Genomic DNA, 25,280 nt, shown 5'->3' with positions numbered 1-25,280 from the left:
AAGGCACCGTACGGTGCCTTTTTTCATGATGGTGAGTAATTCAACTCATTAACGGACTTTTTCGTCAATATCGACTAAATCAGTTAAATGGCAAACTTCTCCACTGTGTGTTTTGATACCGTGCTCACCGAAGTAATCACGCTGTGCCTGAACCAAATGTCCATTGCTTGGTGTTGTAAGTGTTGCAATATACGTTTGTGTTGCAGTTAACACAGGGAATGCAAGACCAGAAGCAACTGCCGCCCCTGTCACTTTACGAAGTGCAGCTGATTCACGCTGCATAGAATCAATAAACTCTACGCCTTCAGCAACATTATCTAAGTAATCGGCACGAATAATACAACCCGCTCGCCACGTTTGTAACGTTTTAGCAAGATCAACTTTCCATTGGTGCGCACGTGATGCACCTTTGATAAGCGCAAGACCTTGACGGTAAGCCAGTAAACTTGCCAACGTAAACGCGTCTTTTAATTCTTCTAGGTCTAACTCAACAGTGTTAGTTGCTTTGGCTGCATAGGTCATTTCTTTTGCAGCATGCGTATCACATGTATTTGTTAAATGGCGAGCTTGTACCGCAGCAACCAGTGAAGGCACTGCAATGCCTAACTCAAGCGCATTTTGTGCTGTCCATAATCCAGTGCCTTTGGCCCCAACTTTATTGTCAATTAAGTCAACTAAAGGCTCACCTTCAGTTGTTTGAAGGCTAAGAATATGACTAGAGATTGATAGTAGGTAGCTATTTAATGTTCCTTCAGACCAATCATTAAAAATGTCGGCAACTTCTTTTGGCGTGCGATTAGTGCCCAAACGAAGCAGTTGATACATTTCTGCAATAAGCTGCATCAACGCATATTCGATACCGTTGTGCACCATTTTTACAAAGTGACCGCTTGCAGATTGCCCTACACGCGCAAAACACGACTCACCCTTGTAACTTGCTGCAACTTTTTCAAACCACGGCTCAACACGCTCCCAGCCGCCTTCTGATCCACTGGCCATCATTGCAGGACCATGGCGTGCGCCTTCGGCACCCCCTGAGATCCCCATTGTGGCGAATTCAAATTTATTTTGGAACTTAAGTTTACGGCTAATACCGTCTTTATAGTTACTATTGCCGCAATCGACGATGATGTCATCACACTCGACGCCTGCTTCCGCAAGCTCAGTACATACTTTATCAACCAATTCACCAGCAGGAACTAAAAGTAAAATTGAACGAGGCGGCTCTAAACGTCTAACCATATCATTTAAATCAGACACAATATGTAAACGGTCTGCCAATCCGAGTGCTTTCGCACAGCTTAGTAACTCAGCACCCGCATCAGGGTTCTTATCGTACGCTACTAATGTCAGCCCTTTTTCAATCAGGTTGAGGGCAAGATTTTTACCCATAACGCCTAACCCTACTAATGCAACTTGCATTTAGTGTCCTCCTCGGTAACAACTATTGGTTAGTTAATCAAAATAAATACGCGCGCATTATACCCAAGCAGCCCAAAAATGCGAGCATCCAAGCCAACTTGGTAAAAATCAGTGTGTTTAAAAGCGACGTTGTTCAAATTATATCAAAATAACGCAGGCATCGGACCAGATTTTTATAATACCCATTTAAAAGTTAAGTGTATTGACGCTACCTGACACCGGTGTCATAATATCGTCATTCAATTTTTGTATTATGATTCAATAATACATGGATTCAGATACTCATAGTTAAAAAACACATTTTTTACCTATGAGTTCTACACCGTGCCGTTGTATAAGCCCATTAGCAAGGCTTTTAGCACGACTTTTTAATAGTAAACCATCAATTCGCTTAACATCGATTAAGCGCACAGGAGAATTTGATGCTAAGACGCACAAAAATTGTTGCGACACTTGGACCGGCAACCGATCGCGATAACAACCTAGAAAAAATTATTCGTGCAGGTGCAAATGTTGTTCGTTTGAACTTCTCACATGGCGTTGCTCAAGATCACAAAGACCGTGCTCAAGCTGTACGCGATATAGCAAAGCGTTTAGGCAAGCACGTTGCAATACTTGCTGATTTACAAGGTCCTAAGATTCGCGTTTCTACATTTAAAGATGGAAAAGTAAACTTAGAAGTAGGTGCTAAATTTACGCTAGACGCAAAAATGGAAAAAGGCCAAGGCGACGTAAACGCTGTGGGTATTGACTACAAAGAATTACCAAACGATGTAAAATCAGGTGATTTGCTACTGTTAAATGATGGCTTAATTCAACTTACTGTCGACTCTGTTGAAGGTGAATTAGTGCATACCACAGTCACTGTGGGTGGCGTGCTTTCGAACAATAAAGGCATCAACCGTTTAGGCGGTGGTCTAACGGCCCCGGCTTTCACCGAGAAAGACAAAGAAGATTTAATCACAGCAACCGAAATTGGTGTTGACTATATTGCAGTTTCTTTCCCACGCAGTGGTGATGACATGCGCTATGTACGTTCACTAGCCGAAGCGGCAGGTTCGAACGCGCAGTTACTCGCTAAAATTGAGCGTGCAGAAGCGGTTGAAACCGTTGAAGCAATTGATGATATCGTCCTAGCTTCTGATGCTGTAATGGTGGCGCGTGGTGATTTAGGTGTTGAAATTGGTGATGCTGCCCTTGTGGGTAAGCAAAAGCTTATTATTAGACGCGCTCGCTCATTAAACCGTACAGTAGTAACGGCAACGCAAATGATGGAATCAATGATCGATAACCCAATGCCAACACGTGCAGAAGTTATGGACGTTGCCAACGCAGTGCTTGATGGGACTGACGCGGTTATGTTATCAGCAGAAACAGCGGCAGGTGACTACCCAGAAGAGACAGTCGCAACCATGGCGCGTGTATGTTTAGGTGCCGAGTCACAAAAAGAAACGCACGTCTCTAAACACCGTTTAGATAGCCGTTTTTCTTCTAACGCTGAATCTATTGCACTTTCAGCCATGTATGCTGCTAACCACCTTGACTCAGTGAAAGCGATTATCACACTGACTGAATCTGGTAGCACGGCTAAACTTATGTCGCGTATCAGCTCTGGTTTACCTATTTATTCGCTGTCTCGTCATGCAAGTACATTAGGTCAAACAGCACTTTATCGTGGCGTTTACCCTGTATACTTTGACTCAACTAAATGTGAAAAAGACAACATGGTTCGTGATGCGTTAAACACGCTTGTTGAGCAAGGCTCTTTAGCCACAGGTGACACTGTAATATTAACTCACGGTGACGCTATGGAAACCATTGGTGCAACTAACACGATGAAAATTGTGACTGTATAAAAACCAATATAACGAAAAAAGGCGCAAAATTAATTTTGCGCCTTTTTTGTTTAAAATAGCGTATCAGCTTGCCAGTGCTGCTTTTACTTTATCACGATAACTGCGGCTTACTTTTAACTCTTGGCCATTATCGAGCACTAATAAGTACTCACCGCTGACTTGAGTAACAAGTTTGCTGATTTGTTTTGTATTAACAATCGCACTGCGATGTACTCGCACAAATAACTGGGGATCAAGCTCTTGTTCAAGCTCTTTCATTGTTTTGCGTAAGATATGTGTTTGCCCGTCTTGGCAATGTAAACACATGTAATCACCAGCAGCGTCAACCCATTGAATAGTAACAACAGGCACACGGACTATTTCACCCTGCTCTTTTACAGCCAGTGACTCCGGATAACGACGGTCGGCTAAGCTATCACCTGTGGCCAGTTTTTTTAAAATCTCTTCGCAATTATTGCCTGTTATACCCGCGACAAAACTCGCTAGTTTTTTCTTATGGGCGTTATCTTGTTGCGTCTTTAAATAGGTATGCACTTTCTCTACCGCCTGTTTTAGTCTGTTGTCATCGACTGGTTTAAGAATATAATCCAATGCATGAATCTCGAATGCTTTTACAGCAAACTGATCAAACGCCGTTACAAATACAATTGCAGGTAAAGGGTTCACACTTTCGCTTAACGCACGTGCTACTTCAAAACCATTCATATTTGGCATTTGAATATCTAAAAAAACTAATTGGATGTTACCACTAAGGCATTCATCTATTGCCTCTTGACCATTGCTACATAAACGAATGACTTCTATGTCGTCAAACTCAGAGAGTCGAACCGCTAAGCCTTTCCTAGCTAATGGTTCATCATCAACGATCAAAGTTCTAATTTTGCTCATTTCTTAACAGCCTTTTCAAACGGAACACGCAGATTAACTTTTAATCCACTTGGCGAATTGTCAGAGAGTACAAACGAATAGTTGTTCTCATAAAGTGTTTTTAATCGGTCCTTTGTATTTGCTATGCCAACGCCTTGAGAATTAACCAGTTGACCATCTATTAACTCAGTACCAGGACCATTATCGCCTACTTCCAATAATAGTTCATTTGCAAAAACTTGTGCTTTAATATCAATCACTCCCCCCTCATTAAGCTGCGCTATCGCATACTTGATTGAGTTTTCAATAATGGGCTGGAGGATCAAACTCGGTACTAATGCCTCTTTCGCTTGCTCGCTAACATCAACATTGACCTGAAGACGCTCATCAAAACGTACTTTTTCAATCTCTAAATACAGCATGAGTGCGTGTATTTCTTGCTCTAGAGGCACCTTTTTAATGGGATCAGTATTGAGTGTGTAGCGTAAGAAGTCACTTAATTTAGAGACCATTAAATTCGCATCTTTATTCTCTTTCACCAAAATTAAGGTTGATATTGCATTCAGTGTATTAAATAAAAAGTGCGGATTAAGTTGGTAGCGCAGCATTTTTAACTGTGCTTCGTGCGCCATTGTTGTTGCTTTTAGGGCTTTTTGACGCTCACTTTGCAGTAGTTGGTAATACTTTATACCAAAATACAAACCACTCCAGCACAGAATAATATAGACAGAGTCTAATCCTTGCTGAAAATAATAAAACCATTCATTCGGCCGGTAACCGTGTCGATAAATTTCCCATAAGTTGAATTTTTGAACGACCGCCCATAACGTGCCCGTGATATAGGATGCCCCAAACACAACCAGCATAAGAACCCATGGCGATGCATTCCAAACTTTACGATACATATAACGCAGCGGTACTGTCATTAAACACCCAGCATAGGCGTTTAATACAATAACAAATACGTAAATATCACGCATTTCAAATACTTTTGAGCCGATATAATTCACCAACGCGTAGCCTATCCAGCCTGCTATTTGCAAAACCCAGAAGAAGCGTTGTCGATTATCAACTAATGATTGCCAATTCAAAATATCAAGTTACCTTTCGTCGTTATTTTTATTATACCGATAGTCACTCATGCAAAGCACTGCCACCTATCTTAATTTTTAATAGCCTTACCGCATTCTACAGGCATTAAAAAAGCGAAGACTTTGACGGCCTTCGCTTTTTAATCGGCAATTTATTACGCCAATTTATCAGAGGCTACTTTGTATTTAGGATCCTCAATCACGTTAACCTCGACAAGATCGCGTGCTTTATGAAGCAACTGAATACAATCTGGGCTTAAATGACGTAAATGTAATTTTTTACCCGCTTTAGCATACTTATCGGCTAAACTATCAATGGCTTCAATCGCACTGTGATCTGCCACTCGGCTATGTTTAAACTCAATAATGACGTCTTGGGGATCACTTTTTACATCGAATAATTCGGCAAAGTTTTTCACCGAGCCAAAAAACAGTGGGCCATGCAATTCATAGACTTTTGAGCCCTCTTGGTCGATATAGTTGCTTGTATAAATGTGTTTAGCATGCTGCCAAGCAAATACCAGTGCAGACACAATCACACCTACGCACACAGCAATTGCAAGGTCAGTGGCAACAGTCACACCAGACACTAATACAATCACAAATGCATCAGACTTTGGCACGCGCTTCATCATTTTAAAGCTTGCCCATTCAAATGTGCCCAGTACCACCATGAACATTACACCAACCAGTGCCGCCAGTGGGATCATTTCGATTAAGCCTGCTGCAAAAATAATGAATACCAATAGGAGTAAGGCCGCGCTAATACCTGATAAACGTGAGCGACCACCCGAGTTAATGTTAATCATTGATTGGCCAATCATTGCACACCCGCCCATTGCACCAAAGAAACCACAGGTTACATTAGCAGCACCTTGACCAATACACTCTTTATTACTGTGGCCACGCGTTTCTGTAATTTCATCTATAAGCGTGAGTGTTAACAATGATTCAATTAAGCCAATTGCCGCTAGAATTAATGCATACGGAAAAATTATTTTTAACGTTTCAAGGGTAAATGGCACCATTGGAATATGGAATTGCGGCAGACCGCCTGCGATAGTTGCTTGCTCGTTACCCGTCATCCCTTTTAAGAAATCAAGCACAGTGCGTGCTTCAAGGTCAAATCCAATCACAATGCCCGTCACTGTCACAATAGCAACTAATGATGAAGGTACCGCGGTAGTTAGCTTAGGTAAAAAGTGAATAATCGCCATTGTTAACGCGACTAAACCAAGCATTATGTAGAGCGCTTGACCTTCCATCCACTGTTGGCCGCCCATACCATCTGGCACTTTAAATTGACCTAGTTGGGCTAAGAAAATAACGATAGCAAGACCATTCACAAAGCCTAACATGACGGGGTGAGGTACCATGCGAATAAACTTACCAAGCTTAAATATACCTGCGAGGATCTGTAATATCCCCATCAATAAAACCGTCGCAAATAGATATTCAACGCCATGGTCTAATACTAAACTTACCATTACGACGGCTAATGCGCCGGTTGCACCTGATATCATTCCAGGGCGACCACCAAAAATAGCCGTAATCAAACCAACAATAAATGCGGCATATAGGCCTACTAAAGGCTCTACATTAGCAACGAAAGCAAAAGCAACGGCTTCTGGCACCAATGCCAGTGCGACTGTCAGGCCTGATAATATATCGTTTTTAGCAGAGCTTGGCGCTTTGCTGAGTAAGTTAAACATTAAGATCCTCTTTCAAGTGTATGCATTTTGGCAAGGCGCAGAATTCTAGCAAAAACTGCCTACGTTAACAATCAGCAACAACCGTAAACACGCAGACAACAAAACGGTTAGCACGCAAAAGCACTAACCGTTTGTCAATAAAAAGCTAAATGAAGAAGGTATAATTAAAGAGGTAAAGATGTACTTCGCTTCACACAAGTCATCGTCACATTTGAGTGTACTTCTTGCACAAACTCAAGATTTAGAAGGTTATCGCGAACAAACTGCTCATACCCTTCAATTCCTTTAGAAATAATGCGCAGCATAAAGTCCATAGTACCCGCCATGCTATAGCACTCGGTCACTTCGTCGTAGCTCATGATTAAACGTTCAAATTCAGCTAAGTTTGTTCTGCCATGATTTGATAAGCGAACATGTGCATAAACCAACATATCAAAGCCAAGCTTTTTCTCATCAAGTAAAGCAACTTTACCTTTGATATAACCATCTTGTTCAAGTTTAGCGATACGACGCCAACAAGGAGATTGAGATAAACCAACTTTATCGGCAATTTCTGCCGTTGATAAGCTAGCATCCTGCTGTAATAATGCCAAAATTTGGCGATCTACTTGGTTTAGAGACATTTTATTTCTTTTTCTTTAAAAATACTGAGTAAATTATATAACTGATTTGAATGTCAGTCTGCCTATTTTCTATTATTTATGCGAAAAAAATGCAATTTTAGCCAAAGCGTCCACTAATAAATGGATTCGTTTTTCGCTCATGCCCTACGGTAGTGTTTGGACCATGACCAGGTAAAATGGCAACTTCATCTGCAAACGATAAAATTTCTGATTTAATTGATGCAAGCAGCTGCGCACTATCGCCTTTTGGAAAGTCTGTGCGCCCTACTGAACCTTGAAAAATAACATCTCCGACGATGACCTGCTGTGTCTCATCATCATAAAAGACCACGTGCCCTGGCGTATGGCCTGGACAATGGCGCACCGATAACTGGCTATTACCCACGCTAATCACATCGCCATGGTTTAACCACTGTGTTGGATAAAAAGGTGAAATGGGTGCAAATCCGAACATTTGAGCTTGCATTGGTAGTGAATCAAACCAAAACTTATCGTCAATGTGTGGACCAATAATGTCAACATTAAACTTATCGGCAAGCTGTTTAGCCGCACCAACATGATCTAAATGACCATGCGTTAGATAAATTGCAATTAATTCACAACCAAGTGAGGCAAGCTGAGCGCATAATTTTTCAGCATCACCGCCAGGGTCAACTAATGCTGCTTTATTCGTCTGCTGGCAAATAATTATGCGGCAGTTTTGTGCAAACCCCGTCACAGGGACTGTAATGACTTTCATCGTTTTTATCCTTGTTCAGGTGTCTCAAACGTCATTAAAATTGGGTATTTTAAATACGCTTGATCATAAAATGGGGTACGCTCATAAAGCCAATTCAGACGCGCTTCTGGATCATTCGCAAATTGTTTATCTTCACGAATTTTCTGATCAAACTCTAATGCAAGGGCCGGTTTTTCTTTTAGCATCTGACGAGCATATGGCATAAGCGCGTAATTTTCCATGTACTCAGTACGTTGAAAAATGGTGTTAAACTCACCCCATGAAAAAAATGAATCAGGGGCTTCAGGGTGCAGCAAATGTGTTGCCAATTCTGAGTAGGGTTGCGCCGTTGAGACTTTATACCAGCCCTGTACATCTACTTGCACAGGGGCATAGTCAAATTTGGCATCTACACGAAAACGCCCTTCAAAGGGAGCTTTAGCAAATGTATAGTCGACTACGCTTGCCTGTGTCATCACTGCCGTTGGCGTGTTATCAACCTGAGTAACGTCGATACCGTGTAACTTAAGTTTTTTGATTATATTGCTATACGCAGGTGGAATGTAAAACGCACGAGGAACATGAACCGTTTTCTTAACGTCTTTTTGCCAAAAAATCGGCAATGACTCATAGTTTTTAGCTTCACCGAGGTATTTAACTTCAGCTTGCCCTGTAAGCGCGCTTTCACTGCGTGAATAGGCAATGCCTTTAAATGCGATTGTGTCGGGTTGCTTTGCGTAACTACGCTCAACAACGAGTTGTCTCGGTTTAAAATCGAGCTCTTTTTTTACAGCGGCATTTAATGCTTTATCGTTAGCTGCAAGCGCATCAATAGCGCCGTCGATAAACACATAAGTGCCTAACACACGCTGCTTGTAAGGTTTTAAAGAGTGATTTTCAACTAAAATACTAGGCAATGAACGTAAGTCACCCCACCCATTCGAATAACGAGGTGTCGCAACCCATCCTGCTAAGCCTTTTTTGAAATCGCGCTTGTCCATAACAAACACCAATGGCCCAGGTATGTGCCCTGCTTTTTCTAATTTGGCATCAATGACAGGTTTAAACAGGGTGTCTAGCGCTTCTGACACACTTGGTGACTCACTTGAGAACACAGGATTGTACCCATACGTGACATCGTATTGGTAATCAGCGCCATCTGTTACATGTACATCAATATAAAGGTCGGGTTTGAATTGATTTATAACCTGCATAACCCCTTGTATTTCGGGGGTATCAAGCTTGGTATAATCACGATTTAAGTTTAAATTTAGACCGTTAGTTCTAAATCCCATTTCTGCTGGGCCGCGTTGATTTATACGGTTAAATTGGCTGCTACGTTCGTGACCATCTACATTCAGAATTGGAATGAACAGTATGTTTACTTTACTTAAAATATCACGACGCTTTCCGGTCGCAATATCACGTAATAGCATAAACATGGCATCTTTACCGTCAATTTCCCCGCTGTGAATACCCGCTTGAACAAAGATAGTTGGTTTGGTATCTGCAACAAGTTGTGTTGGCTCAAACAACCCTTGCTCATTAGCAACAAGCATTTTTATTGCGCGGCCACTGCTACTTGTGGCAATCGTTTTTACTTTAAATTGAGTAGGATTAGCCGCAACGAGTCGATCTACAAAAGCCATTGTGTCTGCATAATTTGGCGATAAGGTGCCATCACTTAATTCAAAATCAGTCGTTAATGGCCCTTTTTCTTGCATTAATGACACACTGTTACCTTGCCACGGTAACAAAGGAGGTAGGTGGCTGTCTAAAGTCACTACAGTAGATAAAAACACTAAACTGGCAAACATATCACTCTCAAGTGCGGTACTTATTCTATTAACGGGAATTATAACAACTAATTAGAATAGATTGCGTAAACTGCGGTGATTCAACAAAAAAATGGAGCAAATGACAGGACGTGATTATTTAAAGATTCACGGTTCAAGGAGTTCTAAGATCAAAAAAAGGAGCACTAGGCTCCTTTTTAAACTGTATCAAAAGCGAAAATTAAGCCGCTAGGCCTTCTTTAGCTTTTGCAACAAGCGCTGCGAATGCAACTTGGTCGTAAACAGCGATATCTGCAAGGATCTTACGATCGATTTCTACAGATGTCTTTTTAAGACCATTGATAAAACGGCTGTATGAAAGACCGTTTTGACGAGCTGCTGCATTGATACGTGCAATCCAAAGTTGACGGAAAGTACGTTTCTTAGCACGACGGTCACGGTAAGCGTATTGACCCGCTTTAGTAACTGCCTGGAAAGCTACGCGGTAAACACGTGAACGTGCTCCGTAGTAACCTTTAGCTTGTTTTAAAACTTTTTTGTGACGTGCACGTGCGATAACACCGCGTTTAACTCTTGCCATTTCTGAAGACTCCTATTAAGCGAATGGTAACATACGTGAAACTAGACCATGGTCATTCTTATGAACCATCATCTTAGGACGTAAGTGTAATTTACGCTTAGAAGTTTTCTTAGTCAGAATGTGACGAAGATGCGCTTGTTTACGCTTGAAACCGCCAGAAGCAGTTTTCTTGAAACGCTTAGCTGCGCCTCTGTGTGATTTTAGCTTGTAAGCCATTGCAATAACTCCAAATGTATTGCTCAACAATATGGCAAGCAGGCGAGAGATATAAATAGCTCTTCTTTCAAGGCCTAACTTACCGCCATTATCCGGTGAAAGCCCAGTACTAATGCACTGCAACTTTACTTAAACCGGTTATTTCAGGTGAACAGCAAGCTGTTACTTGATGACCTGAGATAAATTCGGTGCGTATTATCGCTTGTTTATTGCTTTTTAGCAATAGGTGCCATCATCATAACCATTTGGCGACCTTCAACACGATTTGGGAAAGATTCAACTTGTGAAACATCTTCCAAATCAGCTTTAACACGATTTAATAATTCAATACCAATTTCTTGGTGAGCCATTTCACGACCACGGAAACGAATAGTAATTTTAGCTTTATCACCCGCTTCTAAGAACTTACGCAAATTGCGAAGCTTAACCTGGTAATCACCTTCATCCGTGCCTGGACGGAATTTGATTTCTTTCACCTGGATTTGCTTTTGCTTTTTCTTTTGTTCTTTTAGTTCTTTGCTTTTCTCAAAGATGAACTTACCGTAGTCCATAACCTTACAAACAGGTGGCTCAGCATTAGGACTGATTTCTACAAGATCTACACCCGCATCATCAGCCATAGCTTGCGCCTCTTTTAATGACACGATGCCAGCTTGCTCGCCGTCAATGTCAATTAAACGAACTTCTTTAGCTGTAATATCTTCGTTGATACGATTTTTTTGAGCTGTTTGTTGCCCTTTCTTGCCGCCTCTAATGGTACGATCCTCCAAGAATATAAAATAAAAAGCGTGTAGTTGGCTGTTTGTTATGCCCTACACGCTCATGATTTATTGTCGATTTTTTATTTCGTCGCTAATTTTTGCAATGAAATCATCAACATTAAATTTGCCTAGGTCTTCACCTGTGCGAGTGCGTACTGCCACTTCTTGTTGTTCAACTTCTTTGTCGCCTACAACAAGTAAGTAAGGAATACGTTTTAACGTATGTTCACGGATTTTAAAGCCAATCTTCTCATTTCTCAAGTCAGCAGCGGCTCTAATTCCAAGTTTATTTAATTTTTGTACAATTTCTTGCACATAGTCAGCTTGTTTATCCGTGATATTCATGATCACCACTTGCTTAGGTGCAAGCCATGTCGGGAACAATCCGGCGTATTCTTCGGTTAAAATACCAATGAAACGCTCAATCGAACCTAATATAGCACGGTGTATCATAACAGGTGTACGACGTTCGTTATTTTCTGCAACGTATGTCGCACCTAAACGACCTGGTAATGCAAAATCTAATTGCACTGTACCACATTGCCATGCACGGTCTAAACAATCATATAATGTAAATTCAATTTTCGGACCGTAAAACGCCCCTTCACCCGGTAAGTAATCAAACTCAATGTCGTTTACTTTTAGAGCTTCTGCTAATGCAAGCTCTGCTTTGTCCCACATTTCGTCTTCACCGATACGTTTTTCTGGGCGAGTAGACAGTTTTACAACGATCTTTTCAAAACCGAACGTTTCATACGTGTCGTAAACCATTTTGATACACGCTGATACTTCATCCATAATTTGGTCTTCAGTACAGAATATATGTGCATCATCTTGTGTAAAACCACGAACACGCATTAAGCCATGTAATGCACCTGATGGCTCATTACGATGACAACAACCAAACTCAGCCATACGCAATGGTAAGTCACGGTATGATTTTAGACCTTGGTTGAAAATTTGCACATGACCAGGACAGTTCATTGGTTTAATAGCATATTCACGCTTTTCAGATTCTGTGGTGAACATGGCATCTGCGTATTTATCCCAGTGCCCTGATTTTTCCCACAAAACTCGGTCCATCATTAATGGGCCTTTCACTTCTTCGTAATCGTACTCACGTAGTTTTTCACGAACGAAGTCTTCAAGCTCACGGTAAATGCTCCAGCCGTCATTATGCCAAAACACCATACCCGGCGCTTCTTCTTGCCAATGCCATAAATCAAGTGCTTTACCAATGCGACGGTGGTCACGTTTTTCAGCTTCTTCTAAACGTTTTAGATACGCTTTAAGTTGCTTTTTATCTGCCCATGCTGTGCCGTAAATACGTTGCAGCATTTTGTTTTCAGAATCACCGCGCCAATAAGCACCCGCCACTTTCATTATTTTAAAATGTTGGCAGAATTTCATATTTGGTACGTGTGGGCCACGACACATGTCAATGTATTCTTCGTGGTGGTATAAACCTGGGCGGTCATCTTTTGCGATATTCTCGTCTAAGATTTCCATTTTGTATGTTTCACCACGTGCTTCGAATGTATCACGCGCTTCTTGCCAGCTTACGGTCTTTTTAACCACATCGTAGTTTGTTTTTGCAAGTTCAAGCATACGCTTTTCGATGGCGTCTAAATCGTCTTGACTTAATGAGTGATCCATATCGATATCGTAGTAAAAACCATTGTCGATCGTTGGACCAATTGCCATTTTCGCGTCAGGGAAAAGTTGCTTAACTGCATGACCAATTAGGTGCGCACAAGAGTGACGGATGATTTCTAAACCGTCGTCATCCTTGGCAGTAATAATTTCTAAGCGCGCATCGTCGGTAATTAAGTCACATGCATCAACACGATTACCATTTACACGACCGGCTATGGTTGCTTTCGCTAAACCTGGGCCAATATCGCTGGCAACATCATATGTACTTACTGGGTTTTCAAAACTACGCTGACTGCCGTCAGGAAGGGTAATAACTGGCATTATAAATCCTTATACAGTGGTGATGCCTACAATGCATCACATGTAATTTTTTAAATAAATTTTGAGTAACTCTGCAACGCTTTTACGAATAAGCATTGCCATTTGGTGCCTAAAAGACGTGTATTTACTGAGTCTTCGCAAATACAAGCGCCCATTGTCGCCGCTAGAGTCCTCAAATACAAGTATTTAGGTGAGTAAATTGACAATTACTTAAGTCATTTCATACTTAACAGGTCAGTACTTTAACGGTGATCACGATGCCACACACGCATACGCTCAAGTTTGCTAGTTTGAATTTACTTAACTACACTGCTCCCCCTTATTCGTTTTACCAACAGCATGAACGCTATAACAACACGCAGTGGCAGCAAAAGCAGCAGTTTGTGCGTGATTTTCTGTTTGATTCGAAAGCCGATGTGGTCGCGTTTCAAGAGGTTTTTAGTGCTCACGCATTAGAAATACAGTGTAAAGAAGCCGGTTATGATTATTTTGAAACCGTTGACTCCCCTTCGCACGATGCGCTGTACCCTCAAGTGCTGTTTAATCCTATTGTTGCTATCGCCAGTAAATACCCTTTCACTTGTGTCGAACCTTTGACTCCCTGCCCAGAATTGCTTGAATACCTCAACAACCAAAGTGATTTTAAGTTTAATCGCACGCCTATAAAGTGTTTCTTGGACTTTCCTGAATTTGGTGAGGTGTGCTGTTATGTTGTGCATTTTAAATCACAACGTGTGCAATCTATGGCGCACATACTCAACATACATAACCTTGAAGATCCCTTATTGCAGTTGCTGCACCAAACAGTTGGCGCAATGCAATCGCAAATATCACGCTCATTAGAGGCGTCTATTGTTTATTACGATGCGTTAAAAACACAGCGTGAAAAACAATGTGCCACCTTGGTGATGGGCGATTTTAACGACGTGCTGACAAGCCCAACATTATCATTTATGACACAAGGCTTTCACCCGACTCGTTGCGAGCCCTGTATAGCAAATAATGAACCCGTCGTCGGCTTAACAGACGCCTACCTATTTTGCGCTGCTAGTGAGAACAACACAAAGCCGTTTAGCCACTATTATCACGGCAAGGGAAACGTGCTCGATTATATTTTGGTCTCTGCGCATTTTAATCCACAATGCGCACTATCAAAGGTCTCAAAGCTGGAATACGAAAGCTATGATGCGCATTTAAACCCCCACCAAGCAGTAGAAGATATTACAGTAAGTGACCATAGTTCGATTGCAATTAAAATTCATTTTTAAAGCAACTGTTTTTCAGGACGTTACTTGCTATAATTGCGCAAATTAAGTTATTTAGAGATTAACTATGAGAACATGCGGTGTAGAAATTACAGGTAGCGATGTACTACTGTGTATTTTAACGAAAGATAACGACGTGTTTGATATCCGTGATGTAAGACAAACTCGCTTTACGTTAGGCGATGGTAATGACACAGAAGTTATGCGCAAATTTCAGTTTGATTTTAGAAAACTGATGCAAGATTACCAAATTGATTCTGTTGCAATTAAAGAGCGTCAACCTAAAGGTAAATTTGCAGGCAGTGCTAAAGGTTTCAAAATGGAAACAGCCATTCAACTTATTGAAGAGTTAGATGTGCAAATTTTCAGCGCAACAACAATTAAAGAGCAGCTTAAACGCAATCCACTGCCTATCGAATTTGAAGACACTGGACTGAAAAAGTTTCAAGAAAACGCGTTTATCAGTGCCTATGTGTACTTAATGCGAAAAACCTATAAACAAGATCAAGCGTAATTTATCTTGTTTAAAAAGAACGTGCTACGGCACGTTTTTTTATGCCTGCCAAAAACCATTCTTTTCTCTTAATTTAGCTGCAATCACTGTACATTAGTCTTATAAGACTTTTATTTGTCGACAATCTATGCTTAGTTAAAACTGTAAGCTGACACTAAATGAACACGCAGTGTATTCATTTTTGTTATTTTCGCATCAAGTCCATGACAACATTTTAATAGGACACGGAGAAAACAATGCAAGCAAAGAACATACATAATAACAGTCTCCCATTAACACAAAGCTATTTTAAAGGTCGCACTGACATTCCTCTCATAGAGCAAACCATTGGTCAGTACCTAGATAACATTGTCGACAATTACCCAGAACACCCCGCGATTGTTGTTAATCATCAAAATATCCGCCTTACGTATAAAGAATACCAGCAACAGATTAACCAACTTGCGATGGGCTTGCTGTCAATTGGCGTTAAACCCGGCGATCGTGTGGGTATTTGGTCACCCAATAACATTGAATGGTGTTTAACACAATTTGCCACGGCGAAAATAGGTGCCATTATGGTGTGTATTAACCCTGCCTACCGCCCAAGCGAGCTAAAATACGCATTAAACAGTGTCGAATGCTCAACACTCATCACCGCTGATGAGTTTAAATCGAGTAATTATATCGACATGCTAAATGAACTTGCACCTGAACTAAAAAATGCAAATGCAGGCAATTTAGATCTTAAAGCACTTCCCCATTTGAAAAATATCATTCGCATTGGCGAACGTCCTACAGCGGGAATGTATTGTTTTAGCGACATAATGCAACGTGCGACTGATGCACATAAACTTGAGCTTGATGCGATTAGTGCAACATTAAAAGCAGATCAAGATATCAATATTCAATTTACCTCGGGTACGACAGGAAACCCTAAAGGCGCAACGTTATCGCATAAAAACATTCTCAATAATGGTTTCTTAATGGCACAAGCCATGAAACTAACCCATCTTGATAAATTATGTATTCCAGTTCCGTTATATCATTGTTTTGGCATGGTACTGGGCAATTTAGTGTGTATTAGTAAAGGGGCTACTGCCGTTTTTCCGGGTGATTCCTTTGATCCGAAAACAACGTTAGATATTGTTGAAAAAGAACGCTGTACAGCACTTCATGGCGTACCCACTATGTTTATTGCCGAACTTGAACTAAAAAACTTTGCTGATTATGACTTATCAAGCCTGCGTACAGGTGTTATGGCTGGCTCCACATGCCCAGAGGAAGTCATGCGCAAAGTACAAACATTAATGCACATGAAAGAGGTGGTTATTGGTTATGGACAAACTGAATGCAGCCCGATTAACAATGTAACCGAAACCGATTCACCACTGGAAAAACAAGTGACAACAGTAGGACGAGCACTTGCCCATACCGAGGTGAAAATTATTGATGAACTTGGCGATATCCAAAAAATTGGTGTGCCCGGTGAAGTATGTAGCCGAGGTGCGGGTATTATGCGTTGTTACTGGAACGATGAAGAAAAAACCAATGCCACTATCGATGAACACGGCTGGTTACATTCTGGCGATTTAGGTGTGATGGACGAACACGGTTTTGTAGCGATTGTTGGTCGTATTAAAGATATGATCATTCGCGGCGGCGAAAACATTTACCCTCGTGAAATAGAGGAAGTACTATACACCTACCCAGGTATTCAGGATGCAGCGATTTTTGGCATCAGTGATGAAAAATATGGTGAAGAAGTATGTGCGTGGATCCAACCAAAAGAAGATGCCGTACTTGACGAAGATACCATTCGTGAGTTTTTAAAAGACAAGCTGGCTTATTTTAAAGTGCCAAAGCACATTCGCTTTGTCGACGAATACCCGATGACAGTTACAGGCAAATTGCAAAAATTCAAAATGCGTGAACAGATGCAAGAACTACTCAACGAAAAGGCATTTTCGTAGTTTAGAAACAGTAAAGCTCAGCAAGGCTGAGCTTTACATAAATAGGCAATCAGACAGAAAAACTCAATGGGCTTAAACACGCCCACATACACGCTTCTTATTTGTCTAATACAATATCGAAACCACCATAAATCATACGTTTACCATCAAATGGCATGGGGTTGTTTTCAGGGCTCATACGTGAATCCTCCATTAGTTTCTGCCAGCCGCTATCGCGAACAGCTTTTGAAGGCCAGATGACCCATGAAAACACCACCGTTTCATTCTCATCCGCTTTTACAGCCATGGGAAATGAAGTGACTTCACCATCGGGTACATCACTCCCCCAGGTTTCGACCACCTTTAACGCACCGTATTCTTTGAATATTTCGGCTGCAAATTCAGCATGTGCAAGGTATTTTTCTTTGTTTACTGTGGGTACAGCAGCTACAAAACCGTCGGCATAAGACATAAGTTAACTCCTTTAATAAGCATGTTAAACATAGTCTAGTAGCAAAAAAGTGGCTAGCTATTTTCATTAGCAGCGCATTCTTAACATTAATTAGCTGTTCTGCGAGTTAAACAACGCCTTGCTTAAGCATCGCCTGAGCAACCCGTTCAAACCCCGCAATGTTTGCACCGAGCGACAGGTCGTCTTCACTTGAATAACGCTTTGCCGTTGCTGATACTCTATCAAAAATGTTTTTCATTACTTGTTGCAGTTTTTCGTCAACCTGCTGTGGCCGCCATGTTTGCAAGCTTGCATTTTGCGCCATTTCAAATTGACTCGTTGCAACCCCACCAGCATTAGCAGCCTTGCTTGGACCTAAATATACATCGTGTTCTTGAAATATAGCGTGTGCCTCAGCGGTCGTTGGCATGTTTGCACCTTCACAGACAATTTTACAGCCATTATCGACAAGCGCTTGGGCATCTTTTTTAGTTATTTCATTTTGTGTGGCGCACGGTAATGCGATATCGCCGTTAAAGTGCCAAACTTGGTGACCATCTTTTGGATACTGACTCACAGGGATATACTCTGCTTGTGGGTGCTCGTTCAAGTAATCACGCAGCGCAGCGCCCTGCTCTTTTTTTAAGTGTTTTATTAATTCAACATCAAGGCCATCTTCACAATATAAGGTGCCTTTTGAGTCACTGCAGGTCAAAATAGTCGCATCGAATTGTGACAGTTTTTCCATTAAATACAGGGCAACATTTCCAGCCCCTGACACCAAGCAACGTTTACCTTTTAGTGAATCATTTTTAGCATCAAGCATGGCACTAAGAAAATAGGCGATACCATAACCCGTTGCTTCGACTCTTAATGAAGAGCCCCCTAACAGAGTGGGCTTACCTGTAAGTACCCCATTATATTGGTTTGTAATCCGCTTGTACTGACCAAATAGATAGCCAATTTCTCGCTCCCCAACACCAATATCACCTGCAGGCACATCGGTTTGTGCGCCAATATGTCGGTACAACTCTGTCATAAAAGAGTGACAAAAACGCATAATTTCATGATCACTCTTTCCTTTTGGATCAAAGTCAGCCCCTCCTTTTGCACCGCCTAAAGGAAGCCCTGTTAACGCATTTTTTAAAACTTGCTCAAAGCCTAAAAATTTGATCACGCTTAAATTAACACTCGGATGAAACCGTAATCCCCCTTTGTAAGGACCAAGAGAAGAGCTAAATTCGATTCTAAATCCCCGATTAACTTGCACATTTCCTTTATCGTCTAACCAAGGCACGCGAAACATTATCTGTCTTTCAGGCTCAACTAAACGCTCAACAATCGCATTATGTTGATACACGTCATTTTCTTTAAGAATTGGGGTTAATGAGGTAAGCACTTCTTCAACGGCTTGATGGAATTCCTGTTCGTGTGGGTTAGAATCCTTTACAGTTTGCAGCATATTTTCTAGATATTGCATGTCAGCTCCTTTTTCAAGCTATTGAAATGTCTCACTAGTTTTAAACTCACTGATGAGACAAATCGATCACTTTATAATAAAGACGTGTTATTAGGTTTTAAGGCTCATTATTCTCCCATTCGAATGCACCCACATCTCCCGGAAAAACAACTGGTGATTCAATACCGTCTTTATTTACTGCTGCAACACCAAAATAGTAGTTATCAATCACCACATTTTTTAACGTCGCTGTTGTCACTTTGCCAACATCACGACTAAATTGCCACTGGGGTTCACTGGTATAACGCCAGTAAATTTTATAGCCTGTAATTGTAGGATCATCACTGTGGTGCCACGATAAGGTGGTGCTTGGTTTAACGGCCCCTGAAATACTGACTCCCGTTGGTGGTGCTGGCGCCCATGCCATTGACGCAAGACTCACTGCATTTAATGACGTTAACTTTGCAGCATATGCAAAATCAACATGATCAATTGTATCACCATATGTAATGCCATCTTCGGTGCGCAAGTCTTGATGTTGTTGATTATAATTTTCGTTGGTTTCCATTATACGAACAGCAGCAAAGCCAACATCGTTGAATGGGCGGTGATGCCCTCCACGCCCAAACCTGTCTAATCGATACACCAACATGGTATCAAGATTTTCTATGTATTTGTCGGCGATTGTATCGATGTAGCGTGCGAGGTTGCGGCTCGCAGAATCGACTTCTCCCCCGGTAAACCGACGCTTATGGGCTTGTTCTTTGGTTTCAATAACCCGTGTGCCTTCAGAGAAAATACGTGCGGTGGTGTTATCTGTTACACCATTAATACCGGTAGAATTACCGATCATATCGTTATTTAAGACAGCATGTACTCGCCAGTTATTATCTTGCGCGTATTTCGCTAATATTTTACCACCAAACAATCCTTGCTCTTCACCTGATAGTGCGGCATAAACAATCGAGCCATTAAATGTGTATTGTGACAACACTCGCGCAGACTCAATCACACCCGCTACACCTGAGGCATTATCGTTCGCACCCAGTGCATCTGAGGTGTAGTCCATCACATCACTGACACGAGAATCGATATCACCCGACATCATAACCATCCGATTAGGGTCAACCTGTCCTCGCTGAATGGCAATTATATTTACCACTTCAACAGGGTTTGGAATACGTTTTTCGCCAGAAATAGTGTCTTTGACCTCAATGATTTCAAGGCACTGGCCACACGCTTTTGAAATTGCTTCAAACTCCGCTTTTATCCAGCGTCTTGCAGCCCCAATACCACGAGTATTTGATTTAGTCTCTGATAAAGTATGTCGCGTGCCAAAATCAACCAAGGTTTGAATATCTTGCTCTATACGGGTCTTTGAAACTGCACTGGCTATTTCATGCAACGCTCGTTGGTTATTAACTTCAGGCGTTGTGGCGTGTGCAGCCGTTGCTAATAGTAATGATGAGCCAAACAAAACACTGCTCGTTGTTATTGTTTTTCGCTTTAACATAGTGTCACTCCTTCAATGAATCATTCAAGGCTAACTAATATTTCGCTTCAAGCAATAGTAATGAGTTAGAAGACAGATTATTAGGTTAAAACTTTTAACACAGCAGATAGGTATTAAGCGCCTCTATTAAATAAAGGCGATTGCTTTTTGTAATATGTGTCTATTTAAAGACCTATTTTGATGGCCTGAGTCGCAGTTGAACTTTTACTTATGGTTTAATACTTTGAGCGCCGGGTAGCTTTATATCATCGTTATAAAACACAACTTGATTCCCCCCCGAATGCTTGGCACGGTACATGGCTTTATCAGCACATTGAATCAAATACTCTGCATCACCATAATATTCAGGAAACATTACGGCCCCCATACTAGGGGAGTAAGCAAGCTCGGCATCGTTAAATTCAAGTGGCTTTGCTATCTCTTTCTTTAACGTGTCGACCAACATAAGAATGTCTTGCTTGTTCTTTATACTGTTTAAAATGACAACGAACTCATCACCCCCTAAGCGACCTACACTGTCATTTTTTTTAAGCACATGACGAATTCGCATCGCGATGGTTTTTAATAATTTATCACCTGCTGCATGACCATGAATATCATTAACTTGCTTAAATCCATCTATATCAATAAACAACACCCCAAGCACCGACGAAAGCGTATTAGCGATTGACAGTGATTCTTCAAGTTGGTTTATTAAAAAGCTTCGGTTTGGTAAGTCAGTGAGTGGGTCATGCCCTGCTAAATAGATAAGCTTTTGTTCGAGGTTTTTTTGCTCTGTTATGTCATACGCAATGGCGACTCTGACTTGCTTATCTTGTGACCAATACACTGACCACAAAACATGCACGATCCGGCCATCTTTTCTTACCCAGCGATTTTCAAACCGTGGATGCTGATTGTTGTTCATTATTTGGTTAATTGCGTGTATGGTTTTTGCTCTGTCTTCGGGGTAAACAAAATCGAGCATTTGTCTATTAATTGCTTCGCCAGGTGAATAACCAAAAATAGTTTCGAAGGCAGGATTTGTAAAAAGTAAGCAACCTTTAACATCTACAACACACACAGCGTCTAGTAAAAGCTCAACAATATCAGGCAAATATTCAGATGTTTTTGTATTCATAAGCGACTTCTAAGCAACCCATATTCTGAGTATAGCCGAAACAAAGCGAGTCACTAAACCACTAAAAATTAATTTTTGATCGGGTATAAGCGCTTAGATAACCAAACAGAAATACCACTAAAAAAAGCAATGCCCATAAAATCAGCGACTAAATCAATAAAATCCAACGTCCGAGTTTCAACAAAGTATTGACTCAACTCCTCTAACACCACGAACGTTACCACGATTGCTGCGGCATAATAGATAGTGTACCCGGCCACAACAAACGTTTTAAATTTAAAGGCAAGATTAATAAACAAAGTAAGTAACCCGAACAGACAAAAATGGCCTACTTTATCACCGTAAGGAATGGCAGCAACGAGATCAAAAAACACCGCTTTCTGACCCGTATTAGCGAGGTAAATTACCCAGCCGATAAAAATAAAAAAAGCAGCAGCTAAAACGACCAGTGCGCGTTGTAACATGTTATTACTCCATATGAGATGTTAAGAATAAAAACTGATAAGGGATCACTCGACGCCAATAATGCCAGTCATGTTTCCCAGCACGCTCAATATAGTCATGGCGTATTCGCATTGCGAGCATAGCGTGGTGTAATGCACGATTCTGTTCAATAAAAAAGTCATCAACTCCTATATCGAGCATAATCGCTAAACTGTCGTCGCCTTTTTTCCAAGCCGTATTCCCGGCAGCTATTTTATGAAGGTTGTTTATAATGGCAATATCATCCCAGCGGGCTTTATTTTGTGCATAACTGCCCAGCACATTTGCTAAGTCAAATTCTGCCGAAAACGGCCTTACATCAACCCCAGCTGAGATACCCGATACCGCAGCAAACCGTTCAGGGTTATTAATTGCAATATGCAATGCACCAAACCCTCCCATCGACAAGCCTGTTATTGCTCTGCCTGATTTACTGGCATTCGTTGCATATGTATTATCAATAAAATTAACGACATCATCTGCAATGTATGTTTCGTATTGAGATGCGTTATCTACTTCAGAATCAACATACCACGAACCATAGTTACCATCCGGATTGACGATAATGACGTTATAGTGATCTGCTAATCTTTCTATCTCTGTCAGGTTTGACCAATCGGTATGGTTTCCGCTAAAGCCGTGCAATACGTACACCACGTTATAACGTACAGACGAATTGTAACCCTGCGGTAGAATGACAGTCAGCGGCTTTTCAATCGCTGTTTTTTGACCTTTAAACGTAACGGTTTCGAGCTGATACGCACTGACAGGCAAACACACTAATAGCGACAATGCACAGAGTAATTTTTTCATGATGGCGTCCTTTTTCCTGCTATGTTTTCATTAATTTAAATACATGTAAATACATGAATAAATGTTGTATTTTAAACGTTATTTTTATCGTAAATGCTCTGCTAAAAAGCCAGCTCAATGATATAGTACCACTACTTAATTTTATAAAAGCGTCGCTTATGTATCGTATATTTGAACGGATGACCAATCCATTTCCTAAAGAAAAGCCTTCTCAGCCGCCCAATAGTTTGTTTGCTTTTTGCCGCCATTATACGCGAGGCATGGAGCTGTCATTATTCTTTATGTCATTAAGTGCAGCTGCATTAGCTATTTTAGAGGTTTCTCTTTTTAGTTACATGGGTCAGTTAGTTGACTGGCTAGGCCAATACACACCAGAGACTTTATTTGTTGAGCAAAAATCTGAGTTGATCAGAATGGCTGTGATACTGCTTGTTGTGTTGCCTATCGTGGTGTTTTTTCACTCTGCGGTTTTACACCAAGCACTCCTAGGTAACTACCCAATGTCTATACGTTGGTTAGCTCACCGCTACTTACTTCGCCAAAGTATCAGTTTTTATCAAAATGAGTTTGCGGGCCGCATTGCGACTAAAGTAATGCAAACCTCTCTTGCAGTTCGCGAGGCCGTGATGAAGCTGCTCGATGTTTTGATGTACATTGTGGTGTATTTTGGCGCGATGGTATTTTTAGTCGCAGAATCTGACTGGCGTTTAATGATCCCACTATTAGTTTGGTTACTATTATATGCAGCCATTCAACTTTACTTTGTTCCTAAGCTAAAGCGTGTTGCCAGCTCGCAAGCTGATGCACGCTCAGAAATGACAGGCCGCGTAGTCGATAGTTACACCAACATTTCAACAATCAAATTGTTCTCTTATACTCAGCGAGAAGAGCAATACGCCAAAGACAGCATGGATGTGTTTTTACAACCTGTTTATAAGCAAATGCGTTTAGTGACGAGCCTTAACTTTTCGATCAATACCTTAAATTATTTACTGGTCTTTAGTATTGCTGCCTTATCTTTATACCTGTGGTCGATTAGCGCTATTTCTGTTGGTGCAATCGCTATTGCTGTCAGTCTTTCATTGCGATTAAACGGGATGGCACAGTGGATCATGTGGGAAATTAGCAGCCTATTTGAAAACATTGGCACGGTTGCCGATGGTATGAAGACTTTATCGACGCCTATCGAGGTTGACGATCAACCCAACGCGTCAACGCTTGCGGTATCGAAAGGTGCAATTAACTTTGAAAACGTGCAGTTTAATTATGGTAAAGCAGCAAATGAAACGCACCGTGGCCCCGTTATTAATGGTTTAAATTTAAACATTAAAGCAGGTGAGAAAATTGGCCTAGTTGGCCGCTCAGGTGCCGGTAAATCAACGTTGGTTAATTTGCTTCTTCGCTTTTACGATGTTGATTCCGGAAATATCACCATTGATAACCAAAATATTGCTACGGTAAGCCAAGAGAGCTTACGTAAACACATCGCAATGGTGACGCAAGACACATCACTACTGCATCGCTCTGTAAAAGATAACATCTTATATGGTAGACCTGATGCAACAGAAGATGAAATGTTAGCCGCAGCAAAACAAGCAAAAGCGCTTGAGTTTATCGAAGATTTAGAAGACAGCAAAGGCAATAAAGGGTTTGCTGCTCAAGTGGGTGAACGAGGTGTCAAACTATCTGGGGGACAGCGCCAGCGAATCGCGATTGCACGCGTACTACTTAAAGATGCACCCATTCTCATTTTAGACGAAGCAACCAGTGCGCTTGACTCCGAGGTCGAAGCCGCTATACAGACCAGCCTTGATGATTTAATGACGGGTAAAACGGTCATCGCAATTGCCCATCGCTTATCAACCATTGCGCAAATGGACAGACTCATCGTGCTGGATGAAGGCGGTGTTGTTGAACAAGGCAGCCATGAACAATTAATAGCGCAAGGCGGTATTTATGCTGCCTTATGGTCTCATCAAACCGGTGGTTTTATAGGTGTTGAGTAGTAAATCGCGTATTTAAACGCTTAATCGCAGAGGCATTGATAATTCATTCAATGCCTCTTTTTTTTCGCTAATGTGGTTTAAAAACAAAGCACATTAGGCTTAAAAA

22 protein-coding genes are annotated in these 25,280 nt (G+C 41.2%); 5 read left to right on the top strand and 17 right to left on the bottom strand.

Annotated elements, in window-relative coordinates; genetic code table 11:
• Positions 1–48: 48 nt before the first annotated feature.
• On the bottom strand, positions 49–1,422 hold the full coding sequence (gndA, locus tag LPA49_RS03775; protein ID WP_065979966.1) for an NADP-dependent phosphogluconate dehydrogenase: 1,374 nt from the start codon (positions 1,420–1,422) through the stop codon (positions 49–51).
• 422 nt (positions 1,423–1,844) lie between these two features.
• Here gndA and pyk point away from each other — a divergent pair, with 422 nt between their 5' ends.
• The gene (pyk, locus tag LPA49_RS03770; protein WP_036968210.1) at positions 1,845–3,278 is read left to right on the top strand and encodes a pyruvate kinase; all 1,434 of its coding nucleotides are present in this window, start codon (positions 1,845–1,847) and stop codon (positions 3,276–3,278) included.
• Positions 3,279–3,341: 63 nt separating this feature from the next.
• Here pyk and LPA49_RS03765 read toward each other — a convergent pair whose 3' ends face one another.
• The 10 genes from LPA49_RS03765 to thrS form a co-directional block, all read right to left on the bottom strand.
• Positions 3,342–4,166 carry a LytTR family DNA-binding domain-containing protein gene (locus tag LPA49_RS03765; RefSeq protein WP_036968204.1) on the bottom strand — a complete coding sequence of 275 codons (825 nt, stop codon included), beginning with the start codon at positions 4,164–4,166 and terminating at the stop codon, positions 3,342–3,344.
• Positions 4,163–5,236 carry a sensor histidine kinase gene (locus tag LPA49_RS03760; protein ID WP_036968201.1) on the bottom strand — a complete coding sequence of 358 codons (1,074 nt, stop codon included), beginning with the start codon at positions 5,234–5,236 and terminating at the stop codon, positions 4,163–4,165. The genes LPA49_RS03765 and LPA49_RS03760 overlap by 4 nt, the downstream gene beginning before the upstream one ends.
• A gap of 155 nt (positions 5,237–5,391) precedes the next feature.
• Positions 5,392–6,948 carry a SulP family inorganic anion transporter gene (locus tag LPA49_RS03755; protein WP_180310855.1) on the bottom strand — a complete coding sequence of 519 codons (1,557 nt, stop codon included), beginning with the start codon at positions 6,946–6,948 and terminating at the stop codon, positions 5,392–5,394.
• Between the two features lie 164 nt (positions 6,949–7,112).
• Positions 7,113–7,571, bottom strand: a complete 459-nt coding sequence (locus LPA49_RS03750; protein ID WP_036968198.1) for an Lrp/AsnC family transcriptional regulator — start codon at positions 7,569–7,571, stop codon at positions 7,113–7,115.
• Between the two features lie 97 nt (positions 7,572–7,668).
• Positions 7,669–8,310, bottom strand: a complete 642-nt coding sequence (locus tag LPA49_RS03745; RefSeq protein ID WP_036968195.1) for an MBL fold metallo-hydrolase — start codon at positions 8,308–8,310, stop codon at positions 7,669–7,671.
• A 5-nt stretch (positions 8,311–8,315) separates the two neighbouring features.
• A complete protein-coding gene (locus LPA49_RS03740) occupies positions 8,316–10,106 on the bottom strand; it encodes a M14 family metallopeptidase (RefSeq protein WP_118844334.1) in 1,791 nt (596 codons plus the stop codon).
• 199 nt (positions 10,107–10,305) lie between these two features.
• On the bottom strand, positions 10,306–10,665 hold the full coding sequence (gene rplT / locus LPA49_RS03735; RefSeq protein WP_036968189.1) for a 50S ribosomal protein L20: 360 nt from the start codon (positions 10,663–10,665) through the stop codon (positions 10,306–10,308).
• A gap of 15 nt (positions 10,666–10,680) precedes the next feature.
• Positions 10,681–10,881, bottom strand: a complete 201-nt coding sequence (rpmI, locus tag LPA49_RS03730; RefSeq protein ID WP_004587840.1) for a 50S ribosomal protein L35 — start codon at positions 10,879–10,881, stop codon at positions 10,681–10,683.
• 206 nt (positions 10,882–11,087) lie between these two features.
• Entirely contained in the window at positions 11,088–11,651 is a 564-nt protein-coding gene (gene infC, locus LPA49_RS03725) for a translation initiation factor IF-3 (RefSeq protein WP_074989585.1), read from the bottom strand.
• A gap of 57 nt (positions 11,652–11,708) precedes the next feature.
• Positions 11,709–13,619, bottom strand: a complete 1,911-nt coding sequence (gene thrS / locus LPA49_RS03720; protein WP_036968184.1) for a threonine--tRNA ligase — start codon at positions 13,617–13,619, stop codon at positions 11,709–11,711.
• Positions 13,620–13,876: 257 nt separating this feature from the next.
• On the opposite strand from thrS, the gene LPA49_RS03715 reads away from it, so the two are divergent.
• The 3 genes from LPA49_RS03715 (at position 13,877) to LPA49_RS03705 (ending at position 17,350) form a co-directional block, all read left to right on the top strand.
• Complete coding sequence (locus tag LPA49_RS03715; RefSeq protein WP_118844335.1) at positions 13,877–14,887, top strand: endonuclease/exonuclease/phosphatase family protein; 1,011 nt, start codon at positions 13,877–13,879, stop codon at positions 14,885–14,887.
• A 64-nt stretch (positions 14,888–14,951) separates the two neighbouring features.
• Entirely contained in the window at positions 14,952–15,398 is a 447-nt protein-coding gene (locus tag LPA49_RS03710; protein WP_036968178.1) for a DUF3010 family protein, read from the top strand.
• A gap of 236 nt (positions 15,399–15,634) precedes the next feature.
• Positions 15,635–17,350, top strand: coding sequence for an AMP-binding protein (locus LPA49_RS03705; RefSeq protein ID WP_118844336.1), 1,716 nt, complete (start codon positions 15,635–15,637; stop codon positions 17,348–17,350).
• Positions 17,351–17,447: 97 nt separating this feature from the next.
• Here LPA49_RS03705 and LPA49_RS03700 read toward each other — a convergent pair whose 3' ends face one another.
• The 6 genes from LPA49_RS03700 to LPA49_RS03675 form a co-directional block, all read right to left on the bottom strand.
• Entirely contained in the window at positions 17,448–17,801 is a 354-nt protein-coding gene (locus LPA49_RS03700) for a DUF1428 domain-containing protein (protein WP_118844337.1), read from the bottom strand.
• 106 nt (positions 17,802–17,907) lie between these two features.
• Positions 17,908–19,260 carry an NADP-specific glutamate dehydrogenase gene (gene gdhA / locus LPA49_RS03695; protein ID WP_180310856.1) on the bottom strand — a complete coding sequence of 451 codons (1,353 nt, stop codon included), beginning with the start codon at positions 19,258–19,260 and terminating at the stop codon, positions 17,908–17,910.
• Positions 19,261–19,357: 97 nt separating this feature from the next.
• A complete protein-coding gene (locus LPA49_RS03690; RefSeq protein ID WP_180310857.1) occupies positions 19,358–20,752 on the bottom strand; it encodes a M28 family metallopeptidase in 1,395 nt (464 codons plus the stop codon).
• Between the two features lie 208 nt (positions 20,753–20,960).
• On the bottom strand, positions 20,961–21,872 hold the full coding sequence (locus LPA49_RS03685) for a diguanylate cyclase (RefSeq protein WP_180310858.1): 912 nt from the start codon (positions 21,870–21,872) through the stop codon (positions 20,961–20,963).
• A 68-nt stretch (positions 21,873–21,940) separates the two neighbouring features.
• The gene (locus LPA49_RS03680; RefSeq protein ID WP_180310859.1) at positions 21,941–22,336 is read right to left on the bottom strand and encodes a VanZ family protein; all 396 of its coding nucleotides are present in this window, start codon (positions 22,334–22,336) and stop codon (positions 21,941–21,943) included.
• Positions 22,337–22,340: 4 nt separating this feature from the next.
• Positions 22,341–23,168 (bottom strand): alpha/beta hydrolase family protein, encoded by an 828-nt coding sequence (locus LPA49_RS03675; protein WP_180310860.1) that lies wholly within the window; start codon positions 23,166–23,168, stop codon positions 22,341–22,343.
• 158 nt (positions 23,169–23,326) lie between these two features.
• On the opposite strand from LPA49_RS03675, the gene LPA49_RS03670 reads away from it, so the two are divergent.
• Positions 23,327–25,174 (top strand): ABC transporter ATP-binding protein, encoded by a 1,848-nt coding sequence (locus LPA49_RS03670; RefSeq protein ID WP_074989601.1) that lies wholly within the window; start codon positions 23,327–23,329, stop codon positions 25,172–25,174.
• Positions 25,175–25,280: the final 106 nt, after the last annotated feature.

The organism is Pseudoalteromonas sp. MB41 (assembly GCF_020966275.1).
Lineage (GTDB): Bacteria > Pseudomonadota > Gammaproteobacteria > Enterobacterales > Alteromonadaceae > Pseudoalteromonas > Pseudoalteromonas lipolytica.
Note: the sequence above shows the minus strand (reverse complement) of the source record. Positions and strands in the feature narration are given on the sequence as shown.